At 72.7% G+C, this 15,980-nt stretch carries 13 protein-coding genes; 10 read left to right on the top strand and 3 right to left on the bottom strand.

Annotated features, from left to right (window positions below):
• Positions 1 to 95 precede the first annotated feature (95 nt).
• From AB0K28_RS25680 to AB0K28_RS25665, 4 genes are read left to right on the top strand one after another with little or no spacing between them, the layout of a single operon-like run.
• Positions 96 to 1,037, top strand: coding sequence for an iron ABC transporter permease (locus AB0K28_RS25680; protein ID WP_364374634.1), 942 nt, complete (start codon positions 96 to 98; stop codon positions 1,035 to 1,037).
• Positions 1,034 to 1,807, top strand: coding sequence for an ABC transporter ATP-binding protein (locus AB0K28_RS25675; protein WP_345400661.1), 774 nt, complete (start codon positions 1,034 to 1,036; stop codon positions 1,805 to 1,807). Before AB0K28_RS25680 ends, AB0K28_RS25675 begins: the two co-directional genes overlap by 4 nt.
• Entirely contained in the window at positions 1,804 to 2,463 is a 660-nt protein-coding gene (locus AB0K28_RS25670; protein WP_364374630.1) for an adenosylcobinamide amidohydrolase, read from the top strand. The genes AB0K28_RS25675 and AB0K28_RS25670 overlap by 4 nt, the downstream gene beginning before the upstream one ends.
• A 45-nt stretch (positions 2,464 to 2,508) precedes the next feature.
• Positions 2,509 to 3,093 carry a Uma2 family endonuclease gene (locus AB0K28_RS25665; protein ID WP_364374627.1) on the top strand — a complete coding sequence of 195 codons (585 nt, stop codon included), beginning with the start codon at positions 2,509 to 2,511 and terminating at the stop codon, positions 3,091 to 3,093.
• Here AB0K28_RS25665 and AB0K28_RS25660 read toward each other — a convergent pair.
• Together AB0K28_RS25660 and AB0K28_RS25655 are read right to left on the bottom strand one after the other, a co-directional pair.
• Positions 3,056 to 4,741: a hydantoinase B/oxoprolinase family protein gene (locus AB0K28_RS25660; protein ID WP_364374645.1), complete on the bottom strand. Its 1,686-nt coding sequence runs from the start codon at positions 4,739 to 4,741 to the stop codon at positions 3,056 to 3,058. The two genes, AB0K28_RS25665 and AB0K28_RS25660, sit on opposite strands and share 38 nt — an antisense overlap.
• On the bottom strand, positions 4,741 to 6,744 hold the full coding sequence (locus AB0K28_RS25655; protein ID WP_364374624.1) for a hydantoinase/oxoprolinase family protein: 2,004 nt from the start codon (positions 6,742 to 6,744) through the stop codon (positions 4,741 to 4,743). Before AB0K28_RS25655 ends, AB0K28_RS25660 begins: the two co-directional genes overlap by 1 nt.
• A gap of 105 nt (positions 6,745 to 6,849) precedes the next feature.
• Here AB0K28_RS25655 and AB0K28_RS25650 point away from each other — a divergent pair, with 105 nt between their 5' ends.
• The 6 genes from AB0K28_RS25650 (at position 6,850) to AB0K28_RS25625 (ending at position 14,515) form a co-directional block, all read left to right on the top strand.
• Positions 6,850 to 8,313 (top strand): zinc ribbon domain-containing protein, encoded by a 1,464-nt coding sequence (locus AB0K28_RS25650; RefSeq protein ID WP_345400674.1) that lies wholly within the window; start codon positions 6,850 to 6,852, stop codon positions 8,311 to 8,313.
• A complete protein-coding gene (locus AB0K28_RS25645) occupies positions 8,313 to 9,944 on the top strand; it encodes a serine/threonine-protein kinase (RefSeq protein ID WP_364374621.1) in 1,632 nt (543 codons plus the stop codon). Before AB0K28_RS25650 ends, AB0K28_RS25645 begins: the two co-directional genes overlap by 1 nt.
• An 80-nt stretch (positions 9,945 to 10,024) precedes the next feature.
• On the top strand, positions 10,025 to 10,681 hold the full coding sequence (locus tag AB0K28_RS25640) for a response regulator transcription factor (RefSeq protein ID WP_345400680.1): 657 nt from the start codon (positions 10,025 to 10,027) through the stop codon (positions 10,679 to 10,681).
• 89 nt (positions 10,682 to 10,770) lie between these two features.
• Positions 10,771 to 12,834 carry a DUF6421 family protein gene (locus tag AB0K28_RS25635; protein ID WP_364374618.1) on the top strand — a complete coding sequence of 688 codons (2,064 nt, stop codon included), beginning with the start codon at positions 10,771 to 10,773 and terminating at the stop codon, positions 12,832 to 12,834.
• Positions 12,831 to 13,460, top strand: coding sequence for an SDR family oxidoreductase (locus tag AB0K28_RS25630; RefSeq protein ID WP_364374615.1), 630 nt, complete (start codon positions 12,831 to 12,833; stop codon positions 13,458 to 13,460). Before AB0K28_RS25635 ends, AB0K28_RS25630 begins: the two co-directional genes overlap by 4 nt.
• Entirely contained in the window at positions 13,457 to 14,515 is a 1,059-nt protein-coding gene (locus tag AB0K28_RS25625) for a low specificity L-threonine aldolase (protein ID WP_364374612.1), read from the top strand. The genes AB0K28_RS25630 and AB0K28_RS25625 overlap by 4 nt, the downstream gene beginning before the upstream one ends.
• Positions 14,516 to 14,575: 60 nt before the next feature.
• Here AB0K28_RS25625 and AB0K28_RS25620 read toward each other — a convergent pair whose 3' ends face one another.
• Entirely contained in the window at positions 14,576 to 15,979 is a 1,404-nt protein-coding gene (locus AB0K28_RS25620) for an NAD(P)/FAD-dependent oxidoreductase (protein ID WP_364374609.1), read from the bottom strand.
• Position 15,980: the final 1 nt, after the last annotated feature.

The raw sequence follows: 15,980 nt of genomic DNA, 5'->3' as shown, positions 1-15,980 counted from the left end.
GGACGCCACGGTGCCCAACCTGGTGCCCAAGGCGCAGCTCGAGTCGGCCAACCGGCTCAACCTGCTGGTCACCTACGGCACCGCGCCGGTCGCCGATGCTCGACGGGGCCGCCGACATCTCGCCCTGGCAGGTCGTGCTCCAGGTCGCGGACTGGCTGCCGTTCACCCACGTCGACTCGGGGCTGGCCCCGGTCGAGCAGGGGCTGCTGTTCGAGCTGCGGCTGCCGAGGGTGCTGGTCGCCGCCGTCGTCGGCGGGCTGCTCGCCATGGCGGGAGCCGGGTACCAGGGCGTCTTCCGCAACCCGCTCGCCGACCCTTACCTGCTGGGCGCGGCCGCCGGGGCCGGGCTGGCGGCGACGGCGGCCATCGTGCTGCTGCCGTCCGCCAGCGTGCCCGTGGCCGCGTTCGCGGGGGCGGTGGGCGGGGTGTTCCTGGCGTACACGCTGGGCAACACCGCGGGACGCAACGGCGGCACCGCCACGCTCGTCCTGGCCGGCGTCGCGGTCACCTCGTTCCTCACCGCGATCCAGACGTTCCTGCAGCAGTTCGAGGTCGAGAAGCTGCAGCGCATCTACGCCTGGATCCTCGGCGACGTCGGCGGCGGATGGGACCAGCTCCTGCTCGTCCTGCCGTACGCCGCCGTCTCCGCCGTCCTGCTCCTGCTGCACGGGCGCATGCTCGACGTGCTGTCCGTGGGCGACGAGGAGGCGGCGGGGCTCGGCGTACGGGCCGGGCGGGTGCGCTTCGTCGTGCTGCTCGCCGCCTCCCTGGCCACCGCCGCGGCCGTCGCGGTCAGCGGGCTCATCGGGTTCGTCGGCATCGTCGTCCCGCACGTCGTGCGGCGGCTGGCCGGCGGCTCGTACCGGATCGTGCTGCCGCTGTCGCTCATCGGCGGCGCGGCCTTCCTGGTGATGGCCGACCTCGTCGCCCGCACCGTGCTCGCGCCCGCCGAGCTGCCGATCGGGGTGGTCACGATGTTCGTGGGGGCGCCGTTCTTCGTCGCCGTCCTGCGCATGACCAGGCGGGTGGTCACGTGATCGGGGCACGCGGGCTCACCGTACGGCTGGGCGAGCGCGAGGTGCTCTCCCAGGTGGACCTGCACGTGCGGCGCGGCGAGTGGACCGCCGTCATCGGGCCCAACGGGGCCGGCAAGTCCACGCTGCTCAAGGCCGTCATGGGGCTCGTCGCGCACCGGGGCGAGGTCACGCTCGGCGGGCGGCCCGCCGCCGCGCTCAAGCCGCGCGAGCGGGCCAGGCTCGTCGCGTACGCGCCCCAGACGCCCGCCCTGCCGCCCGACATGACGGTCTTCGACTACGCGCTGCTCGGGCGCACGCCGTACATCCCCTACCTGGGGCGCGAGAGCGGGCACGACCGGGCCGTCGCCGAGTCCGTCCTGGAGCGGCTCGACCTGACCGGGCTCGCGATGCGGCCGGTCGGCGAGCTGTCCGGCGGCGAGCGGCAGCGCGCCGTGCTGGCCAGGGCGCTCGCGCAGGAGGCGCCCGTGCTGTTGCTCGACGAGCCCACCACCGCGCTCGACCTCGGCCACCAGCAGCAGGTGCTGGAGCTGGTCGATCGGCTGCGCCGTGCCGACGGCCTGACCGTCGTCACCACCCTGCACGACCTCACCGTCGCCGGCCTGTACGCCGACTCGCTCCTGCTGCTCGCCGAGGGCCGCGCCGCCGCCACCGGCGAGCCCGCCGCCGTGCTCACCGAGGAACTCGTCGGACGGCACTTCGACGCGCAGGTCAAAATCGAGCCGGGCCCCGACGGGCGGCCTGTCGTGCATCTCGTCAGGGGAGGGACATGAAGCTCACCTACCGCGTCGAGGACGGCGCCAGGCTCGGGGCGCTGCTGTGGGAGTTCGGCCCCGGGTGGCGGATGATCTCCTCCGCGCCGCTCGGCGGGGGCATCGGCGAGCGCGAGTGGGTGCTGAACGCCCAGGTCGTGGCCGGGTACGCGCGCATGGACCCGGCCGACCACCTCATCTCGCTCGGGCCCTCCCGCGGAGCCGGGGTCGGCATGATGACGGCCGCCTCCGTCGACCGGTACGTCCGCGCCACCGACGGCGGCGTACGGGCCTGGGCCACGGTCGGGCTCCGCGTCCCCACCTGGGCCGCCGCCCCTGAGGGCCACCAGGACCCGGAGCTGGCCCCCATCCGCGTCGGCACCATCAACATCGTGGTCGCCCTGCCCGTCGCCATGACGGACGCGGCCCTGGTCAACACCGTGATGACGGTCACCGAGGCGAAGACCCAGGCCATGCTCGAAGCCGGCTTCGCAGGCACCGGCACCGCCTCGGACGCCGTCTGCGTCGCGGCCCGCGCGGACGGCCCGCAGGAGCTGTTCGGCGGCCCCCGCTCGGACTGGGGCGCCCGCGCGGCCCGCGCCGTCCACACCGCCGTCCTACGCGGCGCCGAAGCGTGGCGAGACCATCACTCAAGGTCAACCTTCTTGGGTAAGTAGCATGTGCACGAGGGTCTGACTCCCGATACTGAGTGGGTGACCGCAATGGCGACGATCGAACCGGCCAAGCACGTCGCGCGGACCGAGGCGCTCAGCGCGCCGTTCACCGTCGACGACCTGCTCGAGATCCCGGATGACGGGTTCCGATACGAGCTCTTCAACGGGAGCCTGCTAGTGAGTCCTGCCCCCACCCCCGTCCATCAGGACATCATCTTCGCGCTGCAGATGATTCTGCATGCAGCCAAGCCCGCCCACCTGAAGGTGCTGTCGACAGTCAACGTGCGGGCGAGCGACAGCGACTTCTACATTCCCGATCTCGTCGTCGTGCCGAAAGTTGCGGCCAAGTCCGTGAGACTGATGTTTCGGCCGGAGGATGTGCTGCTGGCGGTGGAGGTCGTCAGTCCGGGGACTGCGGCGGTGGATCGGAACCTGAAGAATGCGGCTTTCGCAGCGGCGGGTATCCCTGCTCACTGGCGGCTTGAGCCTGGGCAGGGGCCCGCGTTGCATGTCTATGAGCTTGATGGCGACTCCTATGCCGAGCCGGTCGTGTTCCGGGCAGGTGCGCGAGCCGATCTGTCCGAGCCCTTCCCCGTCAGTTTCGATCCCGGTGATCTGACTGATCTGGCGTGAAGCCGTAGTCCTTTTCGGCGCCTCGTCGGGTGAGGTGGCCGGTGGCGAGGTCTGTTTCGATGGCCGACCTCTCGCGGGCCGTGGGTGGGCCGAGGCCGGCGCCGCCGGTTGTCTCCACGATGAAGGCTTCGCCGGCCGTGAACCGCACGTTGTTCGCCTTTGAGGGGAGGCGTTCCACGGTGCCGTCCCGGTGGCGGCGGTAGAAGCCGCCCACCCGGCCTGGCTGCCCGCCGTCGCGGCCCGGTGGCGGGAGGCGGAGGCGGTCGCCGCGCGTGGTGACGTGGCAGTCGGCCAGGAAGCGGTAGACCGTGCGGGAGCCCAGGCCGCCCCTGTAGCGGCCGGGGCCGCCCGAGTCGGGGACGGTCTCGATGGACTCCACGATGATCGGGCAGCGGCTCTCCACCGGCTCGGCCTGGGGCACCGAGTTGCGGCCGATGCCGAAGTGCACGCCGGTCGCGTCGGGCCCGTCCAGGCCGCGCCGGGCGCCGGCGCCGCCGAAGTCGTACGACAGATGGATCCAGTACGGCGCCCCGACGGCCGCGATCGAGAACGGCTGCAGGATCCCGCCGGCCGCGATGGCACGCTCGGGCACCGCGTCGGACAGCGCCTGGAAGACGGCCTCCATGGCGGCGTAGACGGGCACGTACCGGCCGCCGCAGGGGTAGGGGGAGCGGGCGTTGAGCAGGCTGCCCTCGGGCAGGTGCACGTCGATGGCGCGCAGGCAGCCGTCGTTCATGGGGATCGCGGGGTCGAGGAAGCAGCGGACGGCGAACACGGCGGCGGCCAGCGACTGCGACGCGGAGGCGTTGATCGCGGCCGGGACCTGCGGGCCGGTACCGGTGAAGTCGAGCCGCGCGGCCCCGTCGCCGAGGACGACGGCCACCCGGACGTGATGCGATTTCTCGGGATCGATGCCGTCGTCGTCGATCGGGTACGCCGCCTCCCACCGACCCGAGGGCAGCTCCGCGAGCGCCGCCCTGGTCCGCGCCTCGGTGTGGTCGAGGTAGTGGTCCACGCCTTCGGCCAGGCCGCGCACGCCGTACTCGGTGATCAGCGCCTCCAGGCGGGTCGCGGCGACGGCGGTGCCCGCCACGAGGGCCCGTACGTCGCCCACGACCTTGCCGGGGGTGCGGCTGTTGGCCCGCAGGATGGCCTCGATGGCCGGGTCGAGGCCGTCGCGGGTGGCCAGGCGCACCGGCGGGAGCTGGAGGCCCTCCAGGAAGATGTCCGTGGCCAGCGGGGCCATGCCGCCCGCCGAGAGGCCGCCGAGGTCGGAGACGTGGATCATGGTGGCGGTGAGGTACGCGGGGACGCCGTCCACGAAGACCGGGCGGTAGACGAGCAGGTCGTTGGTGTGCACGCCGCCCCGGTAGGCGTCGTTGAGCGCGTACACGTCGCCCGGTGTCATGGTCTCGGGCGGGAAGTCGCGCAGCAGCTCGGGGAGCGCGACCTTGAGCGCCATGCTGTTCATCAGCGTGGTGGCCATGGAGTGGGCGATCAGCCGCCCCCGTACGTCGAGGATCGCGGCCGAGGCGTCGGAGCCCTCCACGATGAACGTCGAGTACGCCGACCGCACGACCACGATGCCCGCCTCCTCGGCGGCGACGACGAGCGCGTTGCGCAGCACCTCGGCGGTCAGGGGGTCCATCACGGCTCGCTCCTCCTGGTGAGGTGGACGGCGCGGGTGCCGGTGAGTGCCGCGGTCCAGCCGGGCGGCACGACGATGGCCGACTCGGGGTCCTCGACGATGGCGGGACCACAGAGCGCGCCCGCGCCCCCGAGCGTCTCCCTGGTGTGCACGGGCACTTCGGCACGGCCCCCGCACTCGGGAAAGTACGCCCGCCGCGAGCCCGGCGTCCCACCCGTCGTCGCCACGGGCTCTTCCGCACTCTCCATGGGAGGGGGTGGCAGGGTGACGCGTACGCGGTAGCTGACCAGTTCGATCTCGCCCCGTTGCGCGATCCCGTACACCTCCTCGCAGCGCCGCGCGAACCGCGACTCCAGCGTGGCGCGGTCGGGGGTCCACGGGATGGTGAGCTCGTGCGCCTGGCCGCGGAAGCGGGCGTCGACCGAGCGGGTCACGGTGGCGGCGGCGAGCGGGACGTCCAGGTCGTCGGCGGCGTCGGCGGCGAGCGCGGTGAAGAGGGCCTCGGGGTCCGGCGCGTCGAGCCGGGTCAGCACCCGGTCGGCCGACAGCGCGCCCGCGAGCAGCCCGGCCGCCGAGGCCACCCCGCAGTACGGCGGCACCACCACGGTCGCGATCCCGAACCGCTCCGCCACCCGCGCCGCGTGCATGGGCCCGGCCCCGCCGAAGGCGACCAGCGCGAACCCGCGCGGGTCGATGCCCCGCTGCACGGTGACCACGTGCACCGCCGACGCCATGGAGGCGCTGACGATCGTGTGCACGGCGTACGCCGCCTCCTCCCGCGCAACCCCGAGCGGCCCGGCGAGCCGGTCCAGGGCGGCCCCGGCGAGGCCGGGGGAGAGCGGGATGGAGGCCGACGACAGGTAGCCGAGGACGAGGTTCGCGTCCGTGACGGTCGGCTCGTCCCCGCCCAGGCCGTAGCAGGCGGGGCCGGGGGAGGAGCCGGCCGAGCGGGGCCCGACGCGCAGCGCGCCCGCCGGGTCGAGCCAGGCCACGCTGCCGCCGCCGGCTCCCACCTCGGCCAGGTCGATGGCGGGCGTCTTGATCGGCACGCCGGTGCCCGCCCGCCGCCCGCCGAAGCTGCCCTTGCCGCCGACGTGGAACTCGTGCGTGATCTCCGGCCGCCCGCCCCTGATGACGCAGGTCTTGGCGGTGGTGCCGCCCATGTCGAACGAGATCGCGTCCGCGAACCCGGCTCCCGCCGCCGCCAGCACCCCGGCGGCGGGCCCCGACTCGATGGTGGCGACCGCCCGCCGCGCGGCCAGCTCGGCGGAGAGCACCCCGCCGCTGGACTCCATCACATGGACGGGCGCGTGGATCCCGATGCCGGCCAGCCGCTCGCGCAGCCGCGACAGGTACGCCGCCATCAGCGGCCCGACGTAGGCCGAGACGATCGTGGTGGTGGCCCGCTCGTACTCGCGGATCTCCGGCCAGACCTCGGAGGAGACGACCACGTTCTTGACCGACTCGCGCAGGATCGCCGCGGCCTGCCGCTCGTGGGCCGGGTTGGCGTAGGAGTGCAGGAAGCACACGGCGACCGACTCGATGCCGCGGCCGGCGATCTCGGCGGCGACCCGGCGTACCGAGTCGGGGTCGAGCGGCGTGAGCACCTCGCCGCGGGCCGAGACGCGCTCGGTCACTTCGAAGCAGTCGCCGGGGGAGACGGGCGGGGGCGGCGGGGTGAAGCGGAGGTCGTAGCGGTCCTCCTCGACGCGGGCGTACCGGCCGAGCGGGATCGTGGCACGAAAGCCGCAGGTCGTGACGAACGCGACGCGCACCCCGGTGCGTTCCAGTACCGCGTTGGTGGCCAGGGTCGTGGCGTGCACCACCCTCGTGACCTGGGCTGGGTCGCTCCCCGCGAGCGCGCGCGTAACGCCGGTGACGATCCCCGCGATGGGGTCGTAGTGGGTGCTCAGACATTTGGCCACGGAGATCGAGCCGGACGTGCTGCGAACGACCACGTCGGTGAAGGTGCCGCCGACATCGACGCCGATCGTGATGCCCATTCAGGTACGTTATGTCCCCGAGCAAGCGCTTGTCTACGTAGCGGTCTATTGACTTACGGCACCTGATTGGGACGCTGGTCCTAGTCGTGCGTTTGGAGCGGAGAGATGGCGCGCTTCAGAGCCCTTGCCGGTGGCATCGCGGTGGCGGTGGTCCTCATCGCACTGCCGGCGTCGGCGCACGAACATCCGAGCGGGATCACCGACCTGGTGAGCCCCGCCGTCGTACGTCTAGAGGCCGTCTCCCATGTGGAGATCACCCTGCTCGACCACGTCGGCGAGCTCAAACACGTGGAGCGGTCCTACGACATCCCGTTCGCCGCCGGGACGGGCACGGTCATCAGCCCCGACGGCACGATCGTCGCCCTGCGCCGGCTGGCCGTGAACCCCGACGACGTCGAGGTCTACGCGGCCAACAAGATCTTCGCGGAACACCACAAGGTCAAGATCCCCGCCGACTACAAGAAGCACCGCCTCGACGACGACATACTCGACCGCCACCTCCAGCAGTGCTACACGCCCGAGAGCGACACCGCCACCTGCATCATCGACGTCACCACCGAGATCACCGCCTTCCCCAACGTCTCACCGGCCAGCCCCGACGGCTTCAAGGTCACGTGCATCAAGGCAGGGCCGAAGCCCGACTCCCCAGCCGTCCTGGTGCCGGAGACCCCGTCCGCCGGCGGCGTCGGCATGCCGACCGCGCCGCTCGCCGACAAGGTGCCCGATCAGCCGGGCTCGCCCACCAACGTGGCGGGCTTCCTCGGACGTCCTGGGCCCAAGGTCACGCACACCGTCGAGATCGCCCACCTCGGCAAGGGCGGCGCGGCGGGCGACGGCGGCCGGCCGTTCGCCGATCCCGACAACAAGGTGGACGAGCCGGTCAAGCTCGGCGGCCTGGCCGACAAGGGCATGGTCGGCGCCCCCGTGATCGGCGACAAGGACGGCCACGTCATCGGCCTGCTGGTCGGCGGCGGCAAGGAGGGCCGGATGATCGGCATCAGGGAGGTCACCGGCATCCTGGCCGAGGCCAAGGTCGTGCCGCGCAGAGGCGCGATCGACACGGCCTTCGAGGCCGCGCTCACCCGCTACCACACGCAGTACTACACCGAGGCCGCGCCCGGCTTCCAGCGCGTGCTCGAGCTCTACCCGGGCAACGTGGTGGCCGCCGAGCTGCTGAAGACCTCGCTGGCCAAGCGGGGCGGCCCCGAGGACCAGGGCACCAGGCGGACGGCGCGGCAGATGGAGCCCTCGTCCCCGCTGTGGCCGCTGATCCTGGCCGCCGCGATACTTTTCGCCGCCGCCGGCGGCGGGGCGTATCTGCTGTGGCGCCGCCGCACTCCTGAAATACCGACAGAACCGCCACAGCCCCTGGCGGCCGGCCCACCACTCGACCAAGGCTCCGACCAGACCGTGGTCGTGCGGCGGTCCCAGCCGTTCCACGTGGTCCCGCAGCAGCAGCAGGTGATGACCGCGCCCGACCCGGCGATCAAGTACTGCACCTCGTGCGGCATGAGACTCGGCCCGGCGCACCGCTTCTGCGGCTACTGCGGCCACCCCATCGAGACGTGATGCCATTGAACGAAAGATCGCTCATCGGCCAGGAGGTGGCCGGGTACTACATCGAGGACATCGTCGGCAAGGGCGGCATGGCCGTCGTCTACCTGGCGCTCGACCCCAGGCTGAGCCGCCGCGTGGCCCTCAAGATCCTCAACCCGGTGCTCAGCGTCGACGACAGGTTCAGGCAGCGCTTCATCCTGGAGTCCAGGACGGTCGCCAGCATCGAGCACCCCAACATCATCCCGATCTACGAGGCCAACGCCGACGCCGACGGCGTGCTCTACATCGCCATGCGCTACGTCGACGGCCTCGACCTGCGCCGCCTCATCCACGACCGCGGCCCGCTGCCGCTCGGCCCGGCCAACCAGATCTTCGCCCAGACGGCCGCCGCGCTCGACGCCGCGCACGCCCACGACCTCATCCACCGCGACATCAAACCGGCCAACATCCTGCTGGCCGGCGACCACGTCTACCTGACCGACTTCGGCATCACCAAGCACCGCTCGTCCATCTCGGGGCTGACGCAGACCGACCAGTTCATCGGCACGCCCCGCTACATGTCGCCCGAGCAGATCAACAAGGAGCACATCGACGGCCGCTGCGACCAGTACGCGCTGGCCTGCGTGGTCTACGAGGCGCTGTCGGGGCGGCTGCCGTTCCAGCGCGAGAACGACATCGCGCTGCTCTGGGCCCACCTGGCCGAGCAGCCGGTGCCGCTGTCGCAGATCAGGCCAGAGCTGCCGCCCCAGGTGGACGCCGTCATGAGCAGGGCCCTGGCCAAGTCGCCCGAGCAGCGCTACGCCACGTGCTCGGAGTTCGTGGCCGCGCTGCGCGACGCGATCAGCGGGCCGGCGTACGACCCGTACGGCGGGCCGGGCTCGGGGCCGCACCTCATCCCGAGGCCCAGCCCCAGCCCGCACTCGGGCCCCCACTCCGTGCCGTCGTTCGCGGCCCCCGCCCCTCGCGCCACCGCGACGGCGGGACCGGCCACGGGGCCCGGCGCCGCTCCTCCCACGAAGCCCGCCGCCGCCAGGAAGCGGCCCGGCCGGCTGCCCGTCGTGGTGGCCACGCTGGTCGCCGCCGTGGCCGCGCTCGCGCTGGTCGCCGTCGTCATCATGAACAACCGCGGCGAGACCTGGACCCGCTACAAGACCAGCGCCGCCGCCCCGCTCACCTTCGACTACCCGGGCGACTGGACCGTCCGCACCCACCAGGACCTCTTCGCCGTCGCCTCGCCGCACGCGCAGGAGCTGGAGCAGCTGTTCGTGGCCGGTCCTGGGGCCGACTGGTCGCGCATCGCGGAGATCTTCGTCGACGACCCGGAGAGCCTGTCCGGCGTGTACGTCCAGGTCTCCGACACCCTCGACGCCAGCGGCACGTCCGAGCTGATGAAACCCAAGATGGAGGCCCTGCTGCCGGGCCAGGTCGACCTCGGCAAGCCGGTGCTCGACCAGGCCGGCAACAGCCCGGCCACCCGCTTCGACGGCTCGCTGCACGACCCCGGCACCGGCACCAGGCTGGGCTTCGTCAGCTACGTGATCGACCGCGAGCCCAAGACCATGCTCGTCATGTACTTCTGTCCCCGCACCACCTGCGACGACGCCGTGCAGGCCCGCATCAGGCAGAGCGTCCACGTGCCCTGATCTTGGAACCCGCTTGCGACCGGCTTGGCACGCCCGTCCGGCGGGTGTTCAGGGGGACGCCCGGCGTCTACCCTCCGCCTGTGGGCATTCGCATCGTGATCGCCGACGACCAGGCGATGGTCAGGGCCGGGCTGCGCATGGTCGTCGAGAGCGACCCCGGAATGGAGGTCGTCGGTGAGGCCGCCGACGGGCGGGAGGCCGTCGCCGTCGCGCGGCGCACCCGGCCGGACATCGTCCTCATGGACATCTCCATGCCGCGCCAGGACGGGCTGTCGGCGGCCAGGGAGCTCCTCGGCGCGCCGTCGCCGCCGAAGATCATCACGCTCACCACGTTCGACACCGACGAGAACCTCTACGCCGCGCTGCGCGCCGGCACCAGCGGGTTCCTGCTCAAGGTGTCGCCGCCCGAGCAGCTCATCGAGGCCATCAAGGTCGTGCACGCCGGTGACGCGCTGCTCGACCCGGCCGTGACCAGCCGGGTGATCGCCACGTTCGCCGGGCGGGCCGAGCCGGTGCACTCGCCCGCGCTGGACGAGCTGACGCCGCGCGAGCTGGAGGTGCTGCGGCTGATGGCGCGCGGGCTGACCAACGCGGAGATCGCCGGGAAGCTGTACGTCGGCGAGGCCACGGTCAAGACGCACGTGGCGCGGGTGCTGATGAAGCTGTCGCTGCGGGACCGGGCGCAGGCGGTCGTGTTCGCGTACGAGACGGGCGTCGTACGGCCGGGAGCCGCGTAAGTGTCTCGCCATTCGGGAGGGATTGGCGGAGCATACGAGAGGTGTGTGTATATTTTTCGGCATAAGGCGGTAGATACAGGAGATATTTCATGGAGTCGTTCCCCAGGGTGCTGTTCGACGAGGCGCACAGTGAGTCGTGGACCATCCGCCGTGAGCTCGCGGAGGCCGTCAATCCCGCCCATCCCGACGACACGAGCTACGCCCGCGCGGCCGGGCTGCTGCGGCACCTGGGGCACACCGTCGCCGCCCACACCGGTGGCCCGCTCGACGCGGAGACGCTGGCCGCCCAGGACGTCCTGGTGATCGCGCACCCGTCGGATCCGCGCTGGGAGCGCACGACCGGCCACGGGAGCCCGGTCTTCGCCTCCGCCGAGCTGGACGCGATCGAGGCGTACGTCGGCGACGGCGGCGGCCTGGTGGTGCTGGCCGAGGAGGAGCAGGACAAGTACGGCAACAACCTCGCCGGCCTGCTGGCCCGCTTCGGCGTGCGCGTGGAGCACACCACCGTGCGCGACCCCGGTCACGCCTACCGCGGCGTGGCGACCTGGGTGCTGGCGGAACGTTCCACGGATTCGGGGCTGCTGGCCGGCGTGCGTACGGCCTGCTTCTACCGTTCGGGTGTGCTGAGCGCGGAGGACGCCGAGGTCCTGTTCAGCAGCTCGCCGTCGGCCGCGCCGGCGAACGCGCCGCTGGCCGTCGCGCTGCGGCACGGCAAAGGCCGGGTCGTCGTGTTCGCCGACTCCGACCTGTTCGGCGACGACTCGATCGAGGACCACGACCACCGCAGGCTCTGGGGCAACGTGATCACCTGGGCCGCCCGCGTCCCCGGCGACGAGGCCGGCCGCGCCGAGCGCGACGAGGTCAAGGCCGCGAAGTTCGCCCGGCTCAAGGAGGCCGTGGAGGAGCTGCGCCCGCTGCAGGTCAAGGACGGCTCGGTGCCCGATGAGCACAAGGAGCGGGCCGGCGAGCTGGTCGCGGCCGTCGCCGAGCGGGTGGCCGGCCTCGCCCCGCACTTCCCGCACGACGCCGCCTACCTCCAGGCCGTACGCGACGACCTCGCCAAGTGGGCCGCCCAGGGCCTCGGCGTGCCCGACTTCCTCGACTCGCTCGACCTGTTCCACCCCGACACCCAGCGCGAGGACGGGCTGGAACACCTCGTCGTCTTCCCCATGTACACCCAGAACGGCAACCCCAACAGGAACCTGGAGGCCGTCTGGATCCGGACCATCTGGCCGGGCTGGCTCGCCGAGCTGGAGGCGGGCGGCTACGACAACCCGATGTTCGTGCCGATCGCGTTCGAGGACTTCACCTCCGGCTACGACACCCACTCGGCCGTGCTGTTCCCCGAGACGGTCGCCGTGCGCACCACCCCGGCCCGCTTCACCTGGGGCGGCATCTTCGCCGACCGCGAGGCCGCGCGCTTCCGCCGGGTCGCCAAGGCCGCGACCGAGACGCTCAGGCTCGACCTGCCGCCGGACGCCGAGCGGCTGCTCGACTCGCAGCGGCTGGCCCAGGACACGTACGTGCTGTGGGACCTCGTCCACGACCGCACCCACAGCCACGGTGACCTGCCGTTCGACCCGTTCATGATCAAGCAGCGGATGCCGTACTGGCTGTACTCGCTGGAGGAGCTGCGCTGCGACCTGACCGCGTTCGGCGAGGCCGTGCAGCTGGAGCGGCGCGGGGTGCCGTACGCCCGGTACGTCCAGCTCGCGATCCTGTTCGACCGGCTGTTCCGCTTCCCGATCACGGGGGAGCGGGTGCGCAACTACGACGGGCTGGGCGGCCAGCTGCTCTTCGCCTACCTGCACCGCAACGACATCGTGCGCTGGACCGACAACCGGCTCTCGATCGACTGGGAGCGGGTCGCCATCGGCGTCGCCGACCTGCGCGGCGAGGTGGAGAAGCTCTACCGCGACAGCATCGACCGGTCCAAGCTGGCGCACTGGCTGGCGGCGTACGAGCTGGTCACCGCGTACGTGGCCCCGCACCCCGCCTCCACCTGGGCCAAGGGGATCGCGGCGCTGCCCGAGGAGCAGAAGGCCAAGGTGGACGCGGTGCTGCCGGACGAGTTCCCCCTGAGCATGTTCTACGAGGCCCTGCGCCGTAAGCTGACGGACGTGGTCGAATCGACTAGGGGGCTCCGCGCATGATCATCTTGGTGACCGGGGCCGGTGGCCCCACCGGCGCGGCGGTGTCGGCTCATTTCCGCAACGGCGGGCACACCGTCATCGAGGTCGGCAGGAAGGACTGCGACCTGCTCGACCGCGCCGCCGTCAACGAGCTGGCCGCTCGCGTCGAGCGTGAGCACGGCCACGTCGACGGCGTCGTCCACCTGGTGGGCGGCTGGCGCGGCGCGCCCTCGTTCACCGAGACCAGTCTCGACGACTGGAACGATCTGCACGATCTGCTCGTCCGCACGCTCCAGCACGTCTCGCTGGCGTTCGAGCCGCTGCTGCGGCGCAGCGCCAACGGCCGGTTCGTGATCGTCTCCGCCCGGGCCGCGCAGGCGCCCGAGGCCGGCGGCGCCGCGTACGCCGCCGCCAAGGCCGCGGCCGAGGCGTGGACGCTCTCCCTGGCCGACGCGCTGCGCGGCACCGGCAGCGCGGCGGTCATCCTCGTGGTGAAGGCCCTGGCCAACGCCGCCATGCGAGCGGCGAAGCCGGAGGCGAGGTTCGCGGGGTTCACCGACGTCGACGACCTGGCAGCGGCCATCGGCGGCCTTTACGACCGCCCGGCAGAAGAGATCAACGGCACGCGATTGGACCTCACCTCTTGATTCCCCGGCACGACCCCCGGCTCAAGGCGTTCGGCAGCGACAACTACGCCGGGGTGCACCCCGACATCCTCCAGGCCATCGCCGCGGCCAACGGCGGCCACCAGGTCGCCTACGGCGACGACGTCTACACCGAGGCGATGCGGCAGGTCTTCCAGCGGCACTTCGGCGAGACGGCGCAGGCGTGGCCGGTGTTCAACGGCACCGCCGCCAACGTCGTCTCCCTGCGGGCCATGACCGCGCCCTGGGAGGCGGTCATCTGCGCCGAGTCCGCCCACATCAACACCGACGAGGGCGGCGCCCCCGAGGTGGCGGGCGGCATCAAGCTGCTGACGGTGCCCACGCCCGACGGCAAGCTCACGCCCGAGCTGATCGACCGGCAGGCGTGGGGGTTCGGCGACGTGCACCGCGCCCAGCCGAAGGTGGTCTCGGTGTCCAACGTCACCGAGCTGGGCACCGTCTACACGCCCGACGAGCTGGCCGAGGTCTGCGCGCACGCCCACGGGCTCGGGCTGACCGTGCACCTCGACGGCTCGCGCCTCACCAACGCCGCGGCGGCGCTGGACGTGCCGCTGCGGGCGCTGAGCACCGACGCGGGCGTCGACGTGCTCTCCTTCGGCGGCACCAAGATCGGCCTGCTGTACGGCGAGGCGGTCGTCGTGCTCGACCCTGACGCGGCCACCGGCGTCGACTACCTGCGCAAGACGTACATGCAGCTGTCGTCGAAGATGCGGTTCGTGTCCGTGCAGTTCGAGGCGCTGCTCTCCGGCGACCTCTGGCTGCGCAACGCCCGCCACGCCAACGCCATGGCCAGGCGGCTCGCCGCGGCCGTCGAAGGCGTCCCCGGGGTGCGGCTGAGCAGGGCCGTCGAGGCGAACGCGGTCTTCGCCGTGCTGCCCGCCGACGTCGCCGACCGGCTGAGGAAGCGCTTCCGCTTCTACACCTGGGACGAGTCCACGGGCGAGGTGCGCTGGATGTGCGCGTTCGACACCACGGAGGAGGACGTGGACGCCTTCGCCGCGGCCCTCGCCGAGGAAGCCGCCGCCTCGCCCTCCTGAGGCGTCACCGCCCGGTGCGCCGCCCGCCCCGCCGCTGTCGTCCTGGCCGGGACGGGACGGTCAGGGCCGCAGGGCCAGGCGGGCGGCTTGCCAGCCGCCCATGCCGTGCACCCCAGGCCCCGGCGGCGTGGCCGACGAGCACAGGAACACCCCCGGCAGCGGGGTGCGCCACGGCGCCGGGGACCAGACCGGGCGGCGGACGAACTGGCCGAGGCTCGCGAGCCCGCCCGAGATGTCGCCGCCCACGAGATTGGCGTCGGCCGCCTCCAGCGCGGCCGGGCCCATCGCGTGGCGGGCCAGCACCCGGTCGCGGAAGCCCGGCGCGTAGCGCTCGATCTGCGTCTCGATGGCGTCGGTCATGTCCCTGGCAGAGCCGTTGGGGACGTGGCAGTAGGCCCACAACGTGTGGCCGCCGCGCGCCGGGTCGGCCGTGTGCGGCTGGACGAGCAGCACGTACGGGCGGGGCGAGTGCCGCCCGGCGGCCGTCTCCGCCTCGCTCAGCGCGATCTCCTCCAGCGTGCCGCCCAGGTGCACGGTGCCCGCGCCCGCGACGGCCGGATCGCGCCACGGCACCGGGCCGTCGAGTGCCCAGTCCATCTTGAACACGCCCGGCCCGTGGCGATAGCGGGCCAGCCGCCGCCGGTAGCCGCCGGGCAGGTCATCGGTCATGGCGAGGAACTGCCGGGGCGTCACGTCGAGGACGACGACGGGCGCGTCGAGCTCGGCCAGCCGGCGTACGCGATGACCGCTCACCGCCTCGCCTCCGAGCGCCCGCAGCTCGGCCACCAGCGCGTCGGCCAGCACCTGGGACCCGCCGCGCACCACCGGCCACCCCACGAGGTGCGCCAGCGAGGCCAGCATGAGCCCGTAGCCCGTGGTGAGCGGCGCACGCAGGTCGAGCAGCGAGTGCGCCGCCATGCCGGCCAGCAGCGCCCGCCCCTCGACCGTACGGAACGCCGTCCGCGCGAACGTGGTCGCCGGCAGCGCCGCGACGGCCCCGAAGGCGGCCGCCCGTACGAACGCGGACACCGGCAAGGACCCCCACGGACCCAGGGGTTTGAGAAGCAGCTCGGCGAGGGGGAGACCGCCGCGGGCCACCGCGCCCGCACTCGCCAGCCAGGCGGGCCCGTCGCGGCCGAGCCCCCGCGCCGTACACCGCACGTCGCGGTGCACCAGCACGGCGGGCCGGTCGTCGAGCGGGTGTGCGGCGGGCAGCGGCGGGTGCGCGAACTCCACCCCCTTGAGCCCCAGCTCACGGAAGGCCGGCGAGGCCAGCGCCATCGCCATCACGGTCGCCCCGACGTCGTGGACGCGCCCCGGCAGCGTCAGCTCGGCGGACCGCAGCCCGCCGCCGAACCGATCGGCCGCCTCCAGCAGCGTCACCCGCAGCCCGGCGCGGGCCAGCAGGACGGCGGCCACCAGCCCGTTGGGCCCCGACCCCACGACGACCGCGTCGGGACGCATC

Origin of the sequence: Nonomuraea sp. NPDC049504 (genome assembly GCF_040676845.1) — a bacterium.
Classification (GTDB): domain Bacteria; phylum Actinomycetota; class Actinomycetes; order Streptosporangiales; family Streptosporangiaceae; genus Nonomuraea; species Nonomuraea salmonea.
The sequence above is the reverse complement of the archived record's forward strand: the minus strand, read 5'-3'. Positions and strand labels throughout refer to the sequence as shown.